We start from the raw sequence: 22234 nt of genomic DNA, 5'->3' as shown, positions 1-22234 counted from the left end.
AGATATATGCCGATCAATAAATATGTAATAACACTTGCATGGACTCTTTTTTCATTGTTGACATTCGCACAGCAGGAAACCCATACAGAGCTTAGATTAGTTGGAAATCAGTTACAAAATCAGCCAACCTTAGAAATCACAGATCCCAAATACGCAGACATAAAGAAACAAAATGTTTTTAGCTCTGTTCATCCGGCTGTATCGGTTCTTTTTGGTTTTAACGATGAAAAAAGTGATGTAGCTGCTTATCAGAAAGTATACTCATGCGAAGTAGTATTGAGGATCACTCCTTACGATAATGACGGAAACAAACTAAGCTCTTATAAAAATGCTGCCGGTTTAATGGTTCCTTATGAGGTAGTAAGTTTAAAAATAACACATGATAACGTATCAAAAGGACTAAAATTTGATGATTATGCCGTTTATAACCTGCCTGGTATTCACAAAGCGAACGTAAAAGTAGAATCGATTACGTATTACAACCAGGAGGGAGTAGTTACCGCTATTCATAATTCACCGGTTTATCTGCAATTAAAGTTCAGCACAGATCGCTATTACAATTTACAGCTAAGTAGTACAGAAATCAGTTCGGTACTTCCTTTGCAGCATAAATTTATAAAGTATAATGCAACACAGGAAGTAATCGTAAACAGTGTAAGCGAAGGTGGGGAGGAACTCCTTATTTCCTGGCAAAAAGATGCCGTGGCACCGGCAGTAGAATATGAACTGGAATGGACGTGGATTGATAATTTTGCAGCAAATGGTGGTTCATTGGCCCCAGCGGAAATTGGCTTAAGTGACCAGGATTTTAAATTAAATAGTACCAGAATACAGACAGTAGATCTGAATTACAGGATTCCTATAGTATACTCTAAAGGGTACATTGTCTACCGTGTAAGACCTGTAGGAAGATTTTTGGACGATATCACCAAAAATTATTATGGAAACTGGACCTCAGGATATGCCGAATCGCACAAACTCCTGAGCGACTGGTCTCATTATGTAACAATTGATCAGAATCACGAAGAGGGAAAGAAAAATTGGCAATTTCAATCTTCTTTTGCTGAAAATGGAAAGAAGAAAGAAGTGGTAAGCTATTTTGACGGTTCGTTGAGAAACCGTCAAACGGTAACTAAAATAAACTCAAATAATAAAGCTGTTGTTGGTGAAGTTATTTACGACAACCAGGGTCGTGCTGCAGTAGAAATATTGCCGGTTCCGGTAGAATCGTCCGGAGTACATTTTTATCCCGGTTTAAATAAAAACAGTACGGGGACTGCTATATACAGCCACAATGATTTTGACTGGGATGACCCAACGAAGAAAGATTGCGAATCTGTGGCTATTGAAGGAATGTCTAATGGGAGTGGTGCCAGTAAATATTATTCGGCAAACAATGCAGTACAGAATAATTTTCAGGACCTGGTTCCCGATGCCCAATTGCGTCCTTTTTCTCAAATAGTATATACACCAGACAATACCGGACGTATTAAAAGTAAAGGCGGAGTAGGAAAGGACCATCAGATCGGAACAGGGCATGAAATGAAGTATTTCTATGTAACCCCATCGCAAGAACAACTGAACAGATTATTTGGTTATAAGGTAGGAAACGCTGTTCATTATAAGAAAAATAGCGTTATGGATCCAAACGGGCAGCTGAGTGTCAGTTATCTTGATCCACAGGGCAGAACTATTGCCACAGCGCTCGCAGGTGACAAGAAAGGAAATTTAATTGCTCTTGACGACGAATCCAATGCAGCTTTGCATCTGAGAACAAGCACAGATTTGATTGATAAAAATGACAAACATATTTCAGGAAATAATGGTATATCCGAAGATGAAATACTGTTAAAAACGGCTATTGAAGTAGTAAAAAAAGACAGTATTACATTTAAGTACAATTTTAGTAAGCCTATTGGAAGTTATAACGACAGTTGTCTAAGCAATAAATATTATCCTTTTGTATACAATTGGTCTATGAGTATGACAGATGACTGTGCAAATGAGTTGTTGTTTGGACAAAATGGGGCGACACGATCCTCTAAAATTGGCGTCTTTGACCTCCAATCGTACGCGCCTCGTACATTAGAGGTGGGGAAAACATTTGAAGGATTGACCACAAAAATAGATGGAACCACTGATTTCTTAAGTGAAGGAAGTTACAACCTAACCAAAGAACTTCAGGTCGATGCAACTGTATTAGAGCAATATACAACTGATTATATCAATCAGTTAACCATTGGAAACACCTGCAAACCGGTGACGACTCAGTTTGATACCATCATTCAGGAAACGGATTGTAACGTTAGTTGCAGAAGCTGTGAAGAGGCTTTGGTAACAGCAAATTTGGTAAATGAAGCCGACAAAACGGCTTATAAAGCAAAGTTTCCCGCTGATGAAAGCAGTCTTGGAGATACAGCAGGAAGAGAGCCGTACCTAACGTTGGCCGAAGCACGATATATTGCCTATAACTTTCCTGCTGATGAGCTTACGCCTGAGGAAATAGTGAGTTATACCAGACACTTTAAAACAGAATTCAGAGTTTTAATTGAAAATTGCAGAGCGTTATGCAAAGAACCGATAGGGCTTTGCAGCATGAACGAACAATTGCTATTGAAAGATGTCAGTCCGGGCGGACAATATGGCGCTGTTTCAGGTCTTGAGAGAGAAACTCCGGAAGGTGAAGCGGAAGCGCAGCCGGAAACCGATGGTGCTATTTTAAGTGTTTTTAACGAAAACAACCAGCTGTTGTTTGGAGGTTACAAGAATACCACGGAAGAAGATCCTAATAATCCTAATGCCGATATAGTAAAAAAAGTTTCAAAATACAATTGGAGATACCCTGTTGGAGGTTCCTATAAAGATGAAGACGGGCAGATTTCTAAAATAACCGTTGTGAAAAAGGAAGACGGTACCTATTCACCAACTTTACGTCATTTTGATGAAAATGAGCCTGATCCTACCGTAGATGATCCCGCAAATGATGATGAATCTATTCGTTTGACAGAGCCTCAGTATTTGGGCAGTGTAGCCGATTTTCTGAAGGCATGGCAATCAGGATGGGCAAAAGCGCTGTTGCCTTATCATCCGGAATATCAATATTATCTGTACAATACAGCCATTTGCGAGCTAAAATTTGACGGTGAAAGCTCTGATGGGTTTGATGACAAATTAAAAGACCTGGAATACTTTGACACTGAGACCGGTGTTAAGGACAACACTATTTTTTCGCAGACCGGAATTATTGCAAAACTGATTAATAGCATAGAAACAACGGACCCTTTTTATAAAGAAGAGTTGAGCAGCGAAACGGAAACCGAATATGGTTTGAGAAGAACTATTATGAAAGAAGGTTTAGGGAACTTCTCGACAATAAGCGGCAATTTTGACGGAATGTCTTTTAAAAATTCTCAAGGTACAGAGGTCAAAATGAATATGCTGCAAACGGCTTATTTCTTTGCGGCTTTTTCTAACGGAATTGCACCTGTATCAGCCTATCAGGATGATTTAAACAGAAGCAACAGCTATTTGCTGACTGTGATAAATGGATTGGCTGATCCTTATTTAAAACAAAGAATATGGGCCAACTTTAAATCCTATTACAGCGCGCTTAAAGAAAAAACCCGTACTGTATTTGCGCATCACTATGCCAATAAAACACAAAGGAACAGCAGTTGTATCGGAGAGACAAAAAATACCGATTCATATGTTACATTACTAAAAAAATACAATGTTTCTTATAATGCTGTTACAATACCGGCTTTGCTTGAAACTACGTTAGCTGTCGCAGCAACAATTCCTTCGGGTTCAGACGGTATAGAGCCGATTTGTTCAGATGAAACAGCTGGGTATTATGCCGACAGACAAAAACGCTTTGTTCCGGCAGACCTGAGTTATGATTCGGGGTTAACCGATGCCGAAACACTGGCCGCTGCCGAGGTAAAAGCCAAAGCCAATTTGTTTCTGGAAACCGGAAAATGCCCTTTGGCGCTGGACATGGAAAACTTTTTAAATGGTTTAACAGATCCGACTATTCAGCCCGACGGTGTATTACTCAACAGATTTGCCTACAGTATGCCGTATTTAACTGCCGGTATATTTAAGGCTCAGATCCATCCGGACTTTAATTTAAGTACTGCCGCCGATTCCCCAAAAATCTATGGCTCTCTTACAGGGACAAATAATGCCGATTTAAATATCGATTTTACAGTACAAGGACAAAGTATTGCCACCCCAATTTTGTTAAAATTTGCGGGGGTTGAGCCAAACTATAAAAATCCTTGTGGTCAAACAGCGACTCCTCCGACGTGGGCAGAGGTAGCAGGTTTCAAAAATTTTCACTATGTATCATATGATCGCGGAAGTAAAACTTTTAAATTCAGAATTTTAGCTACTATCGTACGCAAAGGAACCACGACGGGCTGCAGCACTCCCGAAGAGGTGATTGTAGAAGGTTATACCAAAGCGGCTGTGGGCGAATGCCATTTTTCGGGCGGATCGGGTGTTGGAGAAGTCATTGCTTTTGGCGACAACCAGTGCAACAAAAAAGACCTGTTTGGTGCAGGCCTGAAAGAAGTTGTGCTGCAGTTGCAAAAAAGCAATCTCTTAACAGCAACGCAAACGATTCTGAATCACACCGATTTAAATCCTTATTTAAAGTCGTATTTTGGCATAAATTCCGCAGATATCGTAAAATGGAATTATGAGGAAACGGCCGGTCAAAGGATTTTTACGATAAGTGTAAATGATGTGGTTCGCATGAAACTCTACGGAGGAAGTACTGACAGGCCGATGCAAACGGTTAAAGACTTATCGATAGGCAGCCTGTCTGCAGACACCAAGAGCAATACGGTCAGAGTAGTTACCGGAAGAGCCAACGGTCTTTTGGGCAGAGCAAGAGCAGAATACTGGTCGGTGAGTGCGGGTAAAAACAATGCTTTGTATTTTGCCTGTTGTGCACCTTGCGGTGAAAATGATTTTGATGGTGATGGCTATGGAGATATTTGTGGAGATCCGAACAGACCTGGAAATACGAATACGGCTTGTGAGCTTGCGGAAGGTGTTGAATCGGATTATGAGCAAAATTTAAAAAATGTACTTAATGAAGCACTGGCAAAAAATACGAGTGGCAGTGCGTATACCTCTACTACATCGGCTAGTAGCTTAATGCGTCATTTTGTAACCGAATCCAACTTGGTAAATCATTTTCAGGCGTATTTAGAGTACAACTATCAACATCAACCTTATCCTAAGTCCCCTACAGTTCCAAGGATAAGTTTGTCTAAATTTTATTTTGTCAATAATGGTGATCTCAGCAATCCTCAGCTTTCCTTTTCTTTCCAGGACAGCGCAAACGAAAAAGAAGCAGAGATTGTTTTAAGTTTTCCGGCCATTTCGGCAGGCATGAAGAGCATCCAGTCAATTGATCTCATCGATGGTCAATATGCAAGGGTAACCTATACCAATGTGCAGAATGAAGTGTTTGTTGCCGAAAATGTCAAGATAGGGAATACGGCTTACCCGACCTTTTTTCATGGTTATAAGGCCAGCTTCTGCCAGTTTATGAATTATGATTACCCAAAAACTGTTGCGTGCCAGAATTTCACCAGTGATGAAATCCTAATGGAAGAAGGTTTAAAGAATATTTTGAATGATTTTTTAAAACCCGGAAATCATAGGATTAGTATGGGGTGGATGGGACCGTTTAAATCAACTATTGGAAGAGATCCTCGAGATCCTCGAGGGACTTACAGGTATGTATCTGACAATCCTTCGGTGTCTAATTTTGTAGGTAATTCTCAAATAAAGCAACGTTGGAAGAACATCTTATCATATTATAATACAAATTTTGAGGCACCGGTAGTATTCGACGAGTATTCTATTGGATTAGATGACAATTCTATAGGTTTGAAGTTTAATAATTTTCCTTATTCTGGATTAGGAGATGATCACTATAGCGGTGATTTTAGTATTACACATTCTTCTTTAAAGGATATCAAAGAAATTAACTCCATTGATTTAAAAGATGATCCCTTTAGTTATAATAGTATAATTGAAATTCAGTATATTGATACGAACGGAAATAGTGCTGTTTCGACAGGCTATTTTAGTATTACAGTTTGGCATAAAAAAAAGCCAAATGAGGGATGGTTGGGAACGCCTTTTGAGATATGTAGATTTTTTGAAGATTCAAATTCAAGCATAGCAAAAAGAGCAAGATCAATGAAATTTCAAAGTAAAGAACTCCCGGAACTCACTATGGATGCCAATGGCGTTGTTACAGGAAGAACGGAGTTGTTAACAACCGAAGCAGGATTTGCTTCGGCGCCAACTGCATCCTCAGGTTTGTCTTCTTGCAGCAGTTTATGCATTCCTCCGACAGTAGCTCCGGTAGTATGCGCAGACCAATGGAACGAATATAAAACACGTTTACAAGCACAAATGCCAACCTATGAAATTCCGAAAAAATTAAAAGAGAACGGGACTTTTTTCTGTGAGGCCAATTTTGGGTATATCAGCAAAGAGTATATAGATTATTTGATTCAATTTAATATTAAGACCGCACAGGATCCGTTGTTTCTAACCATTGCGGAATTTGGAAGCACCAAATTAAAATATGGCAATCCCGAAACCCCAAATGTTATAAAGGCGTACGATACGTATATAAAATCGCAGGCAACCCATCCGCAGGGCGAAACGCAAAACTGGAATGATTTTGCCAACTTGTATGTATCCACGCATAAAATTTGTGCGCCGGCCACTATGGTACCTTCGTTTAGTATCGATTTACCCGGGGGAGATGACAACAAAACACCTTGTGAAATTTATAAAAAGGCCATTAATCAGATTAATATCCAACAAGTTTCAGATGCTTTTTATGCCCAAAAAAGAGAAGCTTTTAAAAGAAACTATCTAAAAGCGGCCTTAGAAGGAATAAAAGAACAGTTGGTACAAAACACCGCCGATAAAGAATACCAATACACCCTGTATTATTACGATCAGGCAGGTAATCTGGTGCAGACTGTGCCACCCGAAGGAGTACACCGATTAACCCCTGCCTCCGAGGCAGCGATTGATACCATCAGAAAACAAGATACGGAAAGAACAGATATTGAAAAAGTAAATGGCATTGCGGTGTCTCCGGCACACAGCCTTCAGACACAATACCGTTACAATTCCTTAAACCAATTAGTCTGGCAGCAGACGCCCGATGGCGGAGAAACCCTTTTTGCTTACGACAAACTGGGTCGAATCGTCGCGAGTCAAAATGAAAAACAAAAAAAACAGGCACAGTTTAGTTATACCCGATACGACGCTCAAGGCCGCATCACAGAAGTCGGACAGTTGCATACAAAAGGAGGGCTGACCTTAAAAATTAACGAAAACGGAAGATTAGAAGATGCCGATAAAATACCGGTTGCCGTTGACGCGGTAAACAAAACGGTCAATTATCCGTACAACATTGCCAATGACACCGAGCAGGTAACCAAAACTCTTTATGACAATCCCTTGCCGGATTCCCAAAGTTGGTTTACCGCTTACGGAGTAGACAATAGTCACAAACGGGTGACGGCGGTATTGTATTTTGATACATTGACTCCTTCATCACCTGTTACAGGATATACCAATGGTATATTTTATGATTATGACGTTCACGGAAACGTCAAAGAGCTGGTGCATCATCGCAACAACAGCGATTTAGCTCAGCTGCATAAGAGTACCAAAAAAATAGTATACGATTACGATCTGATCAGCGGCAATGTCAATAAAGTTACCTATCAGCCTAATAGTGCCAAAGAGCAATTCATACACCGTTATGAATACGATGCCGACAACAGGATTCAGCAGGTGTATACCAGTAAAGATGATATGATTTGGGAAAAAGAAGCCAATTATTTGTATTACGATCACGGTCCTTTGGCACGTGTTGAAATCGGAGACAAACAGGTGCAGGGGCTCGATTATATCTATACTTTGCAAGGCTGGTTAAAAGGCGTTAACTCTGAAAAGATCGGGACAGCATACGATGCCGGAAAAGACGGATTAAATGTCGCCCGTGATGCCTTTGGTTTTGCTTTAAACTATTATACAGGAGATTACAAATCCCGCTCGGGCAACAGAGATGCAGCGATATTCAGTTACAGCAACGATCCCGCTCTGGCTAAAGCCAACAGCAGTTTGTACAATGGGAATATAAAAGAAATGGTTACTTCGTTAACCGACCATATGGAAACGGCTATACCCACACAGTACAATTATTACCAATACGATCAGCTGAACAGAATCAAAGGCATGACTTCTAAAGCGATTACGGGTACAGTAGAGACAGACAGTTACAGCGCTGCTTACAGCTATGATCGAAACGGTAACCTGAAATCGCTTTTTAACACCGCTCCGCTTGCCGGTCGTACGGCGCCGGTGGCTATGGACCAATTGACGTACCATTACAAACCCGGAACCAATCAGTTAAAAAGGGTAAACGATGCTGTGGCCAATGGAGTATTCTCCAATGACCCGTCAAATCCTAATGATACCTCATTAGACATTGACAACCAATACGACAAGCTTAACCCTTCTAATCCGGATTATGAAAATTATGAATACGATGCGATCGGCCAGCTTACCAAAGACAAACAAGAGGGAATTGATATTGATTGGCGTGTTGATGGCAAAGTAAAATCGGTTAGAAAAAACAATGGTACCGTAATTGCTTTTGAATACGACGGTTTGGGTAACAGAATTGCAAAAATAGTGACCACTCCGGGCAAAACCACCACCACTTTCTACGAGCGCGATGCTCAGGGCAATGTGTTGAGTACCTATGAAATGAATAAAACGGCGAATCAGATTACTTACGATCTGATCGAACAGGACATTTACGGCAGCAGCCGACTTGGAGTCGAGAAAGGCAGAAAATCAATTAGTGTCACAGCCCTTACAGCCGCTCTTCGCAGAAGTGCCGCAAGCAGTAAATTGCTTGCCGATGCAGCACGGGTGGCAGAAGCAACAACGGTTACAGCTGATCCTCCGGCACAATACGGTTTGCTTTTTGATGCCGCAACCGACGGAACGTTCTGGACAGAAAAACCGGAGAATTCCATTAATTTATTCAATAGTGAGATCCCCCGAACCAAAGCGATCACACTGGTAACACATTTAAAAATGGATGCGACCAATGCCGTTAATTCTGTCAATGTGGTGGCGGCCTTACACGGGGCCTCCAAAAGTGGTGACAATTGGCCCGGTGATCGCTCCATGTCGTACTTAAATACGGTTTTACTAACGGTTAAAAAAACAGAAAATGGGTATCTGCCCGCAGTTTCCCTGGTAGACTACAGGAGAGCGCATCACAGACACGATAAAAACAAATTTAGTTTCAGAAATTACAGATACAGGGTTAATTATGAAATTAAATCGACACCGATTCCCGAAGATGAATGGGATTTAAAAGCCATCATTTCTAGAAACAAAGAGGATCAGTATATCGTAGAGATAACGGTAAATGGAAACGTATATGCCACAACTGTTTCTAATGTCATTACCGAAGCAGATGGAAGTGATCAAGTAAAAGGAAAACGACTAAGCGCTCCGGAGCTTCTGATCGCTTTGCCGTCTAACGCTTTAGGTGGTTCGACAGTGGTGTACTACCAGCCTCAAAGAAGGGGATCGGGCACGCAACACAAGAGTGTTTACAATGCCCATCTGGCGGAGATCTGCGATTTTAGTTATAAGATTGACAACAACCAAATGCCCGAAGACTTGCAAACCAACGAATACAGTTTTGACGAAGGAACCGGACTGGCCTTATCGCCAACAGGAGCTTCGATGACGCTAAGAAACGGTACCACACGCAGCACAGGATTTTGTAGTACTAAAGACGCAGACCAGGATGGCGACGGCAAAGTCGACAAAAAAGACAACTGTCCCTTGGTTTTCAACCCTGCTCAGGAAGACGGAGATCAGGACGGTGTAGGGAACCCTTGCGACAACTGTCTGACCACAATCAATACCGATCAGCTCGATGCCGATCAGGATAACGTGGGAGACGTTTGTGATAATTGCAAAAATAAAACTAACTTTGACCAGATCGACACCGATCTTGACGGAATCGGTGATGTATGTGACAATTGCAGACTAACCGCCAATACCGATCAGGCCGATGTGAACCATAACGGTATTGGAGATGTATGCGAAGGTTTAGCACAAGGTGAAGGTAAAAACACCGAGGCCGGAGCACCCATTACGGCTTACCGTTTTGTAGGCGACAAACAGTACGAATTAGCGAACCATCTGGGGAATGTGCTTTCAGTGGTTTCAGATCGTAGTCTTTTTGATCACGATCAGTATAAAGCAGACGTTCTTAGTTATTCAGATTACTATCCTTTTGGAATGCAAGTCCCAACAAGACATGGCTCTACCAACGAATATCGATACGGATACCAAGGGAGTGAAAAAGATAATGAGGTGAAAGGAGAAGGTAATAGTTATACTACCCACTTTAGATTATTAGACCCAAGAATTGGAAGATGGTTGACTGTAGACCCAAAGAGAAATCCAAATGAATCAGTATATTCTAGTATGAGTAATAATCCAATATACCATAATGATAAGTTAGGAGATTCAATAAAAACTAGATTTACTGATATTGACAAGAAATTATTAAATTCAGTACCTAATGTAGTTCAAAAGATGTTTAATACAGAATATGGTGTAAAAGTTGGGTATAATTCTAAAACTGAAATGTTATATTACGATGGTGAAATAAACACATCTGAACAAGTATCACCAACAGCAAAAAGAACACTTGTTGATGCATTAAAGGAATCTAATCCAAAAGCAATAAAAGGTTTTGGGCAATTACATTTTGGCTATAATATTGATACTCCCAATGGTTCTCCTGGAGGGATTTGGCTAGGTGGGTCTGTCAGGGGTTCGGGTAATGCTTGGATAGATTTGGCAGATTTTAGCAAGGATGGTGGTATAAAAGGAATGAAATATCAGAATGTTCCTTTAAGAGCCTATAATATAGGACGAGTATTTGAACATGAATGGATGGGACATATTTTAGAAGGTTTAGGTGATAATTCAATGTTTGATAGAGATGAAATTAACCCAGGGGCTGTTGAAAGCCAACTTATGAATAATTTAAGAAGAGAAATGGGATTACCTGTGATAAGAATCAATTATTCTAACGATTACTCTTTGAGAGGGGCAATCTTTTTTGGAGATAGTAACTTAAATGATAAACAAGCTAAAGAAACCGCAAAAAGTTACTTTAAAAGAATGGAAGATTTTATTTATAGAGGCAAGGGGAAAGTTGATGACATCCCAATGATAATTTTACCAAAAAATAATTAACATGAACATACTATTTAAACTTTTTATTTGCTTTTTCTCTATTTCATTATATTCGCAAGAGATGTATTTGGGACAATATAAAAGCAAAAACAATTTATTTGTTAGTGCTAATCAAACAAATAAAAGTATGACTTTTTTACAGTTAATTCTTTACCAAGATGGGAACTACTTACTTCATACAGAATCAAGATTGGGAGGAAAAAGAGTAGAAGATTATTATGTATTAGATTGTTCCGAACATATTGGAAAATGGTTAGTAAATGGTAGAGAATTGATATTAATCAGTTACTTTGAAGATGAGAAGCAAGAGATGAGATTTATTAAAGTACGTGGGGATAATGAATTAGTTTTTTTAGAAAAGAACAGAAAAAATAGAAAAATAAGATTAAATAAAACTTCGTTGGATAAGAAAATTTCATGTGCAGATAATGTCGTTACCGAATGAAGCCCTGCTCTTCGATGAGTTCTTATTAAAGAATAAATTTGTGTCTGCTGTTGAGAATGTCTCCTGACTTCTCACCCACAATCTTAAACAAACAAAAAAGCCACTTCATTATGTAGTGGCTTTTGGTTTTTATTACTCTACTAATGACCTAATGAACAATATCCTTAGATTCAATCATAATCACTATTATCTACCTTAACGCTGGTTTTCACACCATGCTCCAGAATAATGCGGTTCATGGTCTGAGCTACGAGTTCTCTGTCTTTTTCTTCACACATAAGCGCATCATATACGTAGAGAACGTGAACCCCAGCTCTCCAAAGAGTTCTACTGAAAAGCTGCGCAAATGTCTCCGACTTTGCGCAATTTTTTTTGTTAAGAACATAAATCTCTTAAGAGTCTCCAGGCTTTTTTTATTTATTTCATAGAAACACATTAAACATAAGTTAAATCTTATATTTTTGTTTGGAAAAATAATGAAAGAAGGATACATAATAAGAGATCAAACACTTCCACATTTTATAACGCCAACAGTTGTAGACTGGATAGATGTTTTTACGTGCCAAAGTTATAGAGATATTGTAATTGAATCTTTAGATTATTGCATTGCAAATAAAGGAATGATTTTATACGGTTACGTTATTATGAGTAATCACATTCACATGATCGTACAATCTGAAGAGGGTAAATTATCTGATTTAATAAGAGATTTTAAAAAATATACAGCAAAAAAAATTCTTGAAAGTATTCAAGACAATCCGGAAAGCAGAAGAGAATGGATTTTGGAACGATTTAAACTGGCTGCAAAAAAACATACCAGAAATAAAATGTATCAGTTTTGGCAATACGGAAATCACGCAGAAGAAATTTATACTAATAAATTTATGTGGTCAAAATTAGATTATATCCATTTAAATCCCGTGAGGGCAGGTTATGTTAACAAAGCATCAGATTATGTTTACTCCAGTGCCAGTAATTATACAAATGATTCCGGATTGTTAACTATTGAGAAAGCGGATAATCCAGTAATTGATGTTTTGAACTTAAAATCAGTCTTTAGAAATAGTCATTATTAAATTCAACGATATTAAGAAAACTTTTGATTATAAAAATATTCACAAAAGCGCAAAGTCAGAGACATTTGCGTAGCTTTTCATTAGAACTCTTCGGGAAACTGGAAAGTAGTTGTATTGTTTAATAACTCTCTAATTTACTATGTACTTTCTCAATTTCTTTATCCATATAAGCTTGTGCATAATGCACATAACGATTAAATGAGGTACTCGCATGACTGTGCCCACTAATTTTGCGAACCAAATGTTCCGGCATTCCTAAAATAAGGAGCGTTGTTATAGCAGTACGTCGCATCATATGTGAACTCATTTTATCGCAAAACCGATTTTTAGAAGTATCCGTTTTTTTAGTGATACGTTGTGTTTTGCCTTGTTTTTCCCGCGAGACTTCTATTGGAGATGTAAAGCCGGCAAGTTCTCCGATATGTTTTAAACTTTTATTAAAATTGAATAAACTGGTATTTCCAAAAAGTGGCGTTTTATTATTTGTAGTACTGTAATGTTGAAAAATAGTTACCGCATAAGCAGAAAGTTTGATAAAACTAAACGTTTTCGTTTTCTTTGATTTGAGTTTTAAGTACCAGTCGCCTTCCATTTTTTCAAAGTTTTTATTGTTCAATAAAAAGATATCCGAATAACGTAAACCTGTTGTACAACCAAAAACAAAAATATCTTTTATCCGTCTATAACTTGGAATAAGTGTCTGTTCAAATTCTTTGTCATGTATTAAAAACTTAAGTTGTTCCGGTGAAAGTACAAAGATTTCAATCTCTTCTTTTCGTACATAAAACAAACGCTGGAAATCTCCTGTATTCAAATCCTTGTCATTTTTTAAGTAATTAAAAAAAACTCTGATTACCTTAATGTTGGCACCAACATAATTATCATGACAGCCTTTTTTGTATAGGAAATCTGTGAATTTTTGATAGAATTTTTTCCAGTAGTTTTTCTCTGATTGCAACTCCCGTTTATCCAGTTTTGTGGCATCACAAATGCGGAGCTCCATTTGTGTATCACTCGAAAATTGAACTAAATTCTGTAATACATATTTATAATTTTCTATGGAGCTTGCCTTAATTTTCTCTCCGTTTTTTTTGAGTCGTTTACCTGTTTCGGTCTCCCTTATAAATTGCTTAAATAATGGAATAACTAGACTCGTTTTTTTCATGTTTTAATTTTTGCCAAAAGTACAAACTATCAGAAGTAAAATCCGTTATTGACAAATAAAAAAGTTGGCAGATCTAAACTTAAAATGACTCCATTTGTTATTTGCAAAATGTCTTTGTTTGATTACGTAGAAAAAATTTCCGTGTCATCTTATTTATAAACAAATCATCGAATTAGAGCAATTTGTTTGTTTTTATTAAATCTATGTTCATAACAAAGAAATTGCGCAAAGTCGGAGACATTTGCGCAGCTTTTCATTAGAACTCTTCGGAGAGCTGGGGAGCTGGGGTGGCTTTATAACCGTATGCCATTTGCCCTTTTTTCATAAATTGAGACAAATAGGATCGACCTGTATTAGTCTGCATTATATCTCGCATAGAATTATAAAAACCTAAACTAGCAATACCATATTGTAAAATCCCCGCATTATTCTTTTTAAATAGATAATTTATCAAATAATGACGGATATCTCGACCATCTGGGATCAGGCTATCTTTCACTTTTAAAAATAAATTTTTTATCTCCATAATAACTTTCTATTTTTAAAATCTTATAACTCTTATCAAAGAATATATTCTCTTCGTAATTGGAAATCCCAATTATCTTATTTGTACTTTTAAATACTGTGTCATTTATCTTTTTTATTTCATGACTATTAACATTTCCTGCACTTCTAAAAGAATATGTAGTGTCTTTACTGATAGATAATATCAAATTATAATCTTTACTGTTACTTAATCCCTTTGAATATGTATTTTTTGAGTAATAACCATCGTTTTTTTTAATTAGAGTTTCACAACTAACCTCATTTTTATTATTAAATGAACTAATAAGACAAAATTTTATCTTATCATGATCATAGAATATCTCATATTTTAATGAATACTCTTTTGAATTACCTATTAAGGTTTTTAAAACATCCTTTTTTTTATTTGCTTTTTTACAATTCATAAATAATAAAATAACAACTAAAATAAAGCAATGAAATTTCATTCTTTTTTCCATATTTTTTTTCAATATTGATATCCATATAATTTCTTCTCTCCTTCAAATGTTTTTTTATAAGTTGGATCCAATTTTATAAGTTCATTTTCTACTTGATGATATATTTTAACTCCTCCATGGGTCATATCATTCTTTTTTATTGCAGCATGATCACGACTACCACCTGAATTATTTGCTCTTAATTTTTCTACAGCATCCATCCCAGCTTCATTATATACTTTTATTATTTCATCAACTTTAAAACCATGTAAACCAGCTTCATGAGCAATCGTTTCTCCATTTCCTGCTTTGTCTCCTGCTTCATTTATATACATAGTAAAGCTCAAAACACCTTTTGATTTTTCAATAACATCAAAACTACCTTCTGCTGTCATATATGCTCCTTTATCTTTCGCATTTTCAATATTGACATTTACTATATTTAAATCATGTTTAGAATATTTTCCATCATTTTTAGCAGTATATCCATATGCATTTTGATTTTTTTTCATGAACTGAGATATGAAATTCCCACCATAACTAGTTTTCATGAAATCTTTCATCGCATTGATTAAATGACGTGTTGACAACTGGTATTCAAATTTACCAGTACCATTTGGTAATACTGACCTAACGTACCATGGTAAAACATCTCTACCATCAGGGTCAATAAAAATAATGGGATTATTGAGCACATAAGCATAAGAACTAACTCCTGCATATTTCTCCGCCAATGGATCAACCGAAAAGAATCTACCAACCCTTGGATCGTGAACTCTAAAACCATAGTCGTAGTGATTCCCCTCGCCACCTTTTATTTCGTCGTCCTTTTCTTTTCCATTAAACCCATAACGATAATCATCAATGCTTTTATGTCTATTTGGCACTAGCATTCCAAAAGGATAGTAATCTAAACATATCTTAAATCAATAAATACAGGAACTTAGCTACCGATAAAATACACCTAAAATCACATTAAAAGGCATTTTTTCGCCTTTCAAAGATAAAAAATAAATTGAAGTATTGACGTAATATAGCAGTGGGTTGTAGTACTAAAATTCAAACGTAATAAAGCCCAAGCCGAAAGTAATGGCTTTTGGTTTTTTAACATTTCCATCAATTCCAAGTTTCTTCTTGATGGATTTTTATATATTTATACTAGTAAAAAGACCGTTTACTATTCGTAAATTTAGACATCCATCCCGATAAGTAACGCACAATAAAATGACAGAAATTTTCAAAATATACAAATTTGGAGTCGAAGATGTCGAAAAAAATGAAGTATTGCTTAATGAGCCGCACAGTCACAATTACGAAGAGTTAATTATTGGTATTGAGGGGCAGATTGATCATTTTATAGATTTTAATTCTACTGTTTTTAATGCGCCTTTTATTTCTTTTGTGACCAAAGGTAAAGTACACAGAGCCAAACCGGGTTTAAAAGACGGAAAATGCGATTTATGGGTCATTCGGTTTAGTAGTGAGTTTATACCCGAAACTGTTTTTCAACTTTATTCGTATTATCACAATGAGGCCAATATTTCTCTTCAAAGAGATATGTGTTTTTCCAGATTGTTGTCACTCTGCGAAATGATGCACATGGAAAGTATTCAGGAAGAACCTGATTTGGGAATTATACGGCAATTGCTTGGCGCTTTATTTACGATGATAGAATCGGAAAGAAGGAAATCAAAATTGGAAAATGAAAGTATTGAAAAAACAAAAAGCCTGACTTTTAAGAACTTTTTGATATTATTGGAGCAACATTATACGAAACCCGAAGGAGCCAGTTTTTATGCAGACAAATTGTCGATGAGCAGCAGAAATCTTAATCTGATCAGTCAGCGGATATTACAGCAAAGTGTCTCTGAAATAATTGAAACCAGAAAACTGATACAAGCCAAAAATCTGCTAACGACTACAGATATGACCATTTCCGAAATTGGTTTTGCATTAGGATTTAGCGAAAACACTTATTTCACCCATGTTTTTAAGAAAAAGTCGGGACTTACTCCAAGCGAGTTTAGAAGCGAAATGAAAAAACTCATTTCCTAAAAACACCATACTTCTTCCTAATAGTGTTATATCCGGCCTTTGTATAATTTACAACTTTGTACTATCATTTTTTAATAACCAAAATTATAGATACAATGAAAACAATTTCAAGAAAAATTATTCCGGCAGCAGTATTAATTATGGCCATCACAATGGTTAGTTGTGAACAGAAAAAAGAGCTTCCAACTGAAGAAAGCGCTACAGCATTAAAACAACTAAAAGAATTAACTGCCGCAAACGAGGTCATTACTGCGAATCTCGCAAAATTTGACACCTTAGATTATACGGTATTCAGTAATCAACAATGGGAACGACTACACGAAAGCCATGCAAAAGACATTCTTGTTCATTTTCCTGACGGACATACCGAAAAAGGGTTGGAGCAGCACATCAAAACACTAAGTGCCATGTTTGTGTATGCGCCTGACACCCGAATCAAAGAGCACCCGATCCGAATTGGCTCTGGTAATACAACGGCTGTTATTGGTACTATGGAAGGAACTTTTACTGTACCAATGCCAATAGGTGGAGGCAAGTTTATACCTCCAACAGGTAAGAAATTTAAATTGCCAATGGCGACCATAGGGATCTGGAAAGACGGAATCATGACCGAAGAATATCTTTTCTGGGATAATAAATCGTATATGGACCAAATTGGACTAGGGAAATAATTACAACAATAGGATATATAATTCTATTTATTTTAAATAATCTGACCGGAGTAATGGACAGGAAAAAATTTTTAAAAACAATGGCAATAGTACCACTTACAGGAGTAGCTCTCAAACTAAATGTATTAAGTAAATTGTCGGATCAATTGGAGAGCACCGAAAAAATGCCCCTATTATTTTTGGGGCATGGTAATCCGATGAACGCTATCGAGGATAATGTATTTGTTGAAGGATTTAAAAATGTCGCAAAAACATTAGCCAATCCCAAAGCGATTCTTTGTATATCGGCGCATTGGGAAACAAAAGGCACATTTGTAACCGCTATGGAGATGCCACGTACCATTCATGATTTTGGCGGTTTTCCACAGGCCTTATTTGATGTACAATATCCGGCCAAAGGGAGTTTTGAATTAGCGAAGGAAACCCAACAGCTAATTACTAAAACTCAAATTGAACTGGATTACGAATGGGGACTTGATCATGGTTCCTGGAGTGTTGTCAAACATTTGTATCCAAATGCGGATATTCCCATTATTCAAATGAGTATCGATTATTCACAACCTGCGTCCTATCACTATGAACTGGCAAAAGAACTGGCCGCGCTAAGAAGAAAAGGGATTTTAATTATCGGTAGTGGTAATATGGTTCACAATCTCCGAATGGCCGCATGGGATCAAATGAAAGCACCCGGATACGCCTATGAGTGGGCAACCGAAGCGAATGAGAAAATGAAAAAACTAATCTTAGATGGCGATCATCAGCCTCTGATTGATTACCGTTCGCAAGGTAAAGCATTCGATTTAGCGATACCCACTCCGGAACATTATCTGCCGTTGCTTTATACACTTGCTTTACAAGAGAAAAATGAAGAAGTAAGTCTTTTTAACGATTATCTCATTGCAGGATCACTTAATATGATGTCTTTAAAAATTGGGTAGCGGTTTAGCATAATCAGCCCGAGTCGCCGGGAATCGAACCCGGGGACAAACAAAGAATGAAAGGAGTTTTCTATAGGCTAACTCTCCCTCACTTTGAAGGGGGGAATAAAAAAAATGCGCAACTGTCTCTGACTTTGCGCATTTTTTTATGCCTTATTAAATTAGATGTCTTTTAAATTTTTAAAGTCATGATCATCGAGATCATTGATATTTTGAATTTAAGCATTCAAATATTAATTAGATTAAACCAATTGTAAACTGATTAATAAAACTCCTATACATCTGGCTTCTTTTGTCAAATATTTTGAATAGGAGAATAGGTGTTTTTAGGAGCTAGTGATAGGTTTTTTTTAAAGTGTAAATATGAATGGAAGTATTTAATATTAAACTCTTCTTGATTACTTACATCGTATTACAATTAAAGCAAGAGAAACGTTTTTACTTTTTGTTTAAAATAGAGTGATACAAGTTGAATTAATCTATTGATGCAAAAAATGATGAATAGTAGCATTATTTACAATTATACAAAAGTCAAAGGGACTTTTTTTTATTTACCATTATTTCTGTTAATTAGTATTGTGCTCTATCTTTACACGCAAGATAGTCTCGATGCCTACTCTTATGTTCAAATCCAAAAGAATGTTTTCTTTTATCTTAATAGCAAGTTATCTCAGTATCCGGATCTTCAAAGTAACCTTAGCGAAACAGGGGATACGTTGGTTGCTTTTTCATTTTTAAGTTTCTTTGTTCTATACGCCCCAAAAGTATGGGAAGATTTATTGTCAGCGTCGCTTGTTGGGCTATTATTTTCGATAGTATTAAAAAAGATATTTGCTGTGCCAAGGCCCGCAGCTGTATTTAATACAGATAATTTCGTAATCATTGGAAAAACATTGTGTGGCTGTAATAGTTTACCTTCGGGACATTCCATAACAGTTTTTACAACACTGACGGTTTTGTTACTTACGTTTATGCCGAAAAAAATAATTCATAAAATTGTATTGTGCAGTTTTGTACTTGTGTTGGGATTAATTCTCGTCCTTGCAAGAGTAGCGGTTGGGGCACATTATCCGTTTGATATTATTGTGGGAAGTATTATTGGTTATATCTCGGGACTTCTGGGAATTTTTATTAACCAAAAATATAATATTTGGACCTGGATTAACAATAAAAAATACTATCCTGTTTTTATTTTAATGTTTATAACTATGTGTTTTTTAATAATATATAAAGAGATGCATGAAAATTTAATGATTTTTAGTCTATCTTTAGTTTGCTTAATTATTTCAATTTGTAAAATTACTATTGTCTATGCTAAAAAGTAATTTAAGACTGTCTCATTTTGCCATGTTAATGAGTTTTATCAACTTTTTATTCTTTCATTTTTCATTTTTTTCCTTTGTTGTTGATAATCTTGATTCTAAAAGTTTTAACGGTAGTATAATTATTATTAGTTTAATAGTATCCGTTTTACTTGTAAACTTCATGGTTTTTTATATATTGCTTTTTTTGTCACATTTTGTTGGAAAGCTCCTTTTGGTGTTGTTTTTCTTTATCAATGCAATTGCCATTTATTTTGTTAATACGTATAGTGTAATAATTGACGAAAGTATGATTGGCAATGTGTTGAATACCAATCTTGAAGAATCCGGTAGTTTTTTTTCAATAAAATTAGTAGTCTATGTAATTGTGCTTGGAGTTATTCCCGGTGTTTACATTGTAAAAGCAAAAATTATAAACGAAACGTTTAATAAATTTTTAATCACTTCTTCGCTTAGTTTATTGTTGGTATTAATTTTAGTATTTGTCAACGCAGGCAACTGGTTGTGGATTGATAAAAATTCAAAAAAATTAGGAGGACTGGTAATGCCTTGGTCGTATTCAGTAAATGTTTCGCTTTTTTATATTCATAAACATAAAAAGAACGAAAAAGAAATTTTATTGCCCAATGCGACGATAAAAGACACTAAAAAGGCAATTGTGGTTTTAGTAATTGGAGAATCGGCAAGAAGCCAGAATTTTTCTTTATACGGATATGCGAAAAACACCAATCCTTTGCTTTCTAAGACACCGAATTTACATCATTTTAACGCTACTTCTTTAGCCACTTATACCACTGCAGGTGTAAAATCTATTCTGGAACATAAAAGAACGGACGATCTCTATGAAGTTCTGCCCAATTATTTGTATCGAAATAATGTAGAAGTAATTTGGAGAACCACAAACTGGGGAGAACCGCCAATTCATATTAAAAATTATCAAAACAGAGAATCTTTAAAGTTAAATTGTAAAGGCGAAGGCTGTAATTACGATGAAATTCTTTTAACCGGACTAAAAGAACAAATAGTATCAAGTAACAAAAATAAAATATTGATAGTATTGCATACCAGTACGAGTCATGGACCAACATATAGCAAGAAATACCCAATTGAATTTGAGAAATTTAAACCGGTTTGCAAGAGTGTTGAGTTAGGAAATTGCTCTCAGAACGAATTGATTAATGCCTACGACAATACCATTGTTTATACTGATTACATCTTATCTAAAGTAATTGAAGACTTAAAACAATTAAAAGAGTACAATAGCACCATGATTTATGTTTCAGATCACGGAGAATCATTAGGAGAAAAAAATCTGTATATGCACGGACTGCCGATAAGCATTGCACCTAAAGAACAATACGAAATCCCTTTTATTGTTTGGTTATCTGATAGTAAAAAGCAACTCAAACCTAATAAAATAGTATCTCAAAATTATGTATTTCATAGCGTTTTAAATTTTCTAAACGTCCAGAGTCCAATTTATGATGAGAAAATGAATATTTTTAGATAGTAAATTACTTTGCTGCTTTTTGAAGGATTTCTGACAAAAAATTGAGAAAGTGTGTCCGTATTTGTGTAGCGTCTGCCGGATATTTAGAAGAGTTAGGGCTTTTGAGATATTTATGTTCTTAGCAAAAAAATGCCCAAAGTCAGATGTATTCGCGAGTTTTTCAGTAGAATTCCTCGGAGAGCTATGTATGAGCAAGAAAAAAGCCTGTAAACTATTTTATGTTTACAGGCTTTTTGTGGAGTCGCCGGGATCACGATTGAACACCTAATTCCTATATTAATGTTTATTGATAAGCTCGAAAAAAAACGTGAATCCCTAGGTTTAAAGGCTTTTTTAGAAATTGACGTTGTTTTGGAATTTGTACTCATTTTTCTATTTTGAATATTTTTTTAAGAAAACTAACCTTTTTTTTAAAAGTTTCCGTCTAAGAATATTCAAGGTGCTCCACAGTTGAACACCTTTGTAATTGTTGTTGCTACTTAAGATAAAGCTTGCTCATCGATATTTTTTAGCTGAAGTTAAGAGTTAAATTAAACTTATTGTACTTTTTTATAGCATTAAAAATTACACAATGAACATAATAACAACAAACAATAGAATAGATGCAAAAAGCATGAAAAGTAATAGATGAAGAATAAATAATAATTGCAGCACTTGCATTGTACGTATAAAAAGCGTACATTTGTAGAACTGATACGAACTCTAACTCTT

At 36.3% G+C, this 22234-nt stretch carries 12 protein-coding genes; 8 read left to right on the top strand and 4 right to left on the bottom strand.

Going from position 1 to position 22234, the window contains the following annotated elements:
- Positions 1-6: 6 nt before the first annotated feature.
- From LNP23_RS21430 to LNP23_RS21420, 3 genes are all read left to right on the top strand, one after another.
- Entirely contained in the window at positions 7-11358 is an 11352-nt protein-coding gene (locus LNP23_RS21430; protein ID WP_230002818.1) for a DUF6443 domain-containing protein, read from the top strand.
- 1 nt (position 11359) lies between these two features.
- Positions 11360-11803: a hypothetical protein gene (locus LNP23_RS21425; protein WP_230002817.1), complete on the top strand. Its 444-nt coding sequence runs from the start codon at positions 11360-11362 to the stop codon at positions 11801-11803.
- 476 nt (positions 11804-12279) lie between these two features.
- Positions 12280-12879, top strand: a complete 600-nt coding sequence (locus tag LNP23_RS21420; protein WP_230002816.1) for an REP-associated tyrosine transposase — start codon at positions 12280-12282, stop codon at positions 12877-12879.
- A 118-nt stretch (positions 12880-12997) separates the two neighbouring features.
- Here LNP23_RS21420 and LNP23_RS21415 read toward each other — a convergent pair whose 3' ends face one another.
- From LNP23_RS21415 to LNP23_RS21400, 4 genes are all read right to left on the bottom strand, one after another.
- Positions 12998-14044, bottom strand: a complete 1047-nt coding sequence (locus LNP23_RS21415; RefSeq protein WP_230002815.1) for a tyrosine-type recombinase/integrase — start codon at positions 14042-14044, stop codon at positions 12998-13000.
- Between the two features lie 256 nt (positions 14045-14300).
- The gene (locus LNP23_RS21410; protein WP_230002814.1) at positions 14301-14570 is read right to left on the bottom strand and encodes a hypothetical protein; all 270 of its coding nucleotides are present in this window, start codon (positions 14568-14570) and stop codon (positions 14301-14303) included.
- Positions 14533-15048, bottom strand: coding sequence for a hypothetical protein (locus LNP23_RS21405; protein WP_230002813.1), 516 nt, complete (start codon positions 15046-15048; stop codon positions 14533-14535). Before LNP23_RS21405 ends, LNP23_RS21410 begins: the two co-directional genes overlap by 38 nt.
- A gap of 8 nt (positions 15049-15056) precedes the next feature.
- Positions 15057-15947, bottom strand: a complete 891-nt coding sequence (locus tag LNP23_RS21400) for an RHS repeat domain-containing protein (RefSeq protein WP_255663882.1) — start codon at positions 15945-15947, stop codon at positions 15057-15059.
- A 304-nt stretch (positions 15948-16251) separates the two neighbouring features.
- Here LNP23_RS21400 and LNP23_RS21395 point away from each other — a divergent pair, with 304 nt between their 5' ends.
- The 5 genes from LNP23_RS21395 to eptA all read left to right on the top strand — a co-directional run bounded on the left by LNP23_RS21395 (position 16252) and on the right by eptA (position 21523).
- Positions 16252-17082 (top strand): helix-turn-helix transcriptional regulator, encoded by an 831-nt coding sequence (locus LNP23_RS21395; protein ID WP_230002811.1) that lies wholly within the window; start codon positions 16252-16254, stop codon positions 17080-17082.
- Positions 17083-17177: 95 nt separating this feature from the next.
- Positions 17178-17753 (top strand): ester cyclase, encoded by a 576-nt coding sequence (locus LNP23_RS21390; RefSeq protein WP_230002810.1) that lies wholly within the window; start codon positions 17178-17180, stop codon positions 17751-17753.
- Between the two features lie 80 nt (positions 17754-17833).
- Positions 17834-18691: a 4,5-DOPA-extradiol-dioxygenase gene (gene ygiD, locus LNP23_RS21385; protein WP_428979167.1), complete on the top strand. Its 858-nt coding sequence runs from the start codon at positions 17834-17836 to the stop codon at positions 18689-18691.
- 497 nt (positions 18692-19188) lie between these two features.
- Positions 19189-20016, top strand: a complete 828-nt coding sequence (locus LNP23_RS21380) for a phosphatase PAP2 family protein (protein WP_230002808.1) — start codon at positions 19189-19191, stop codon at positions 20014-20016.
- Complete coding sequence (gene eptA, locus LNP23_RS21375; protein WP_230002807.1) at positions 20003-21523, top strand: phosphoethanolamine--lipid A transferase EptA; 1521 nt, start codon at positions 20003-20005, stop codon at positions 21521-21523. Before LNP23_RS21380 ends, eptA begins: the two co-directional genes overlap by 14 nt.
- The last annotated feature ends 711 nt before the right edge of the window (positions 21524-22234 follow it).

The sequence above is a fragment of the Flavobacterium cupriresistens genome, assembly GCF_020911925.1.
In the GTDB taxonomy this organism is placed as follows: Bacteria; Bacteroidota; Bacteroidia; order Flavobacteriales; family Flavobacteriaceae; genus Flavobacterium; species Flavobacterium cupriresistens.
This window is presented reverse-complemented; position numbering and strand designations above follow the sequence as displayed.

Coding starts and splice junctions, on each gene's coding strand:
- LNP23_RS21430 (WP_230002818.1), top strand. CDS start 7: ATGCCGATCAATAAATATGTAATAACACTTGCATGGACTCTTTTTTCA.
- LNP23_RS21425 (WP_230002817.1), top strand. CDS start 11,360: ATGAACATACTATTTAAACTTTTTATTTGCTTTTTCTCTATTTCATTA.
- LNP23_RS21420 (WP_230002816.1), top strand. CDS start 12,280: ATGAAAGAAGGATACATAATAAGAGATCAAACACTTCCACATTTTATA.
- LNP23_RS21415 (WP_230002815.1), bottom strand. CDS start 14,044: ATGAAAAAAACGAGTCTAGTTATTCCATTATTTAAGCAATTTATAAGG.
- LNP23_RS21410 (WP_230002814.1), bottom strand. CDS start 14,570: ATGGAGATAAAAAATTTATTTTTAAAAGTGAAAGATAGCCTGATCCCA.
- LNP23_RS21405 (WP_230002813.1), bottom strand. CDS start 15,048: ATGGAAAAAAGAATGAAATTTCATTGCTTTATTTTAGTTGTTATTTTA.
- LNP23_RS21395 (WP_230002811.1), top strand. CDS start 16,252: ATGACAGAAATTTTCAAAATATACAAATTTGGAGTCGAAGATGTCGAA.
- LNP23_RS21390 (WP_230002810.1), top strand. CDS start 17,178: ATGAAAACAATTTCAAGAAAAATTATTCCGGCAGCAGTATTAATTATG.
- ygiD (WP_428979167.1), top strand. CDS start 17,834: ATGGCAATAGTACCACTTACAGGAGTAGCTCTCAAACTAAATGTATTA.
- LNP23_RS21380 (WP_230002808.1), top strand. CDS start 19,189: ATGAATAGTAGCATTATTTACAATTATACAAAAGTCAAAGGGACTTTT.
- eptA (WP_230002807.1), top strand. CDS start 20,003: ATGCTAAAAAGTAATTTAAGACTGTCTCATTTTGCCATGTTAATGAGT.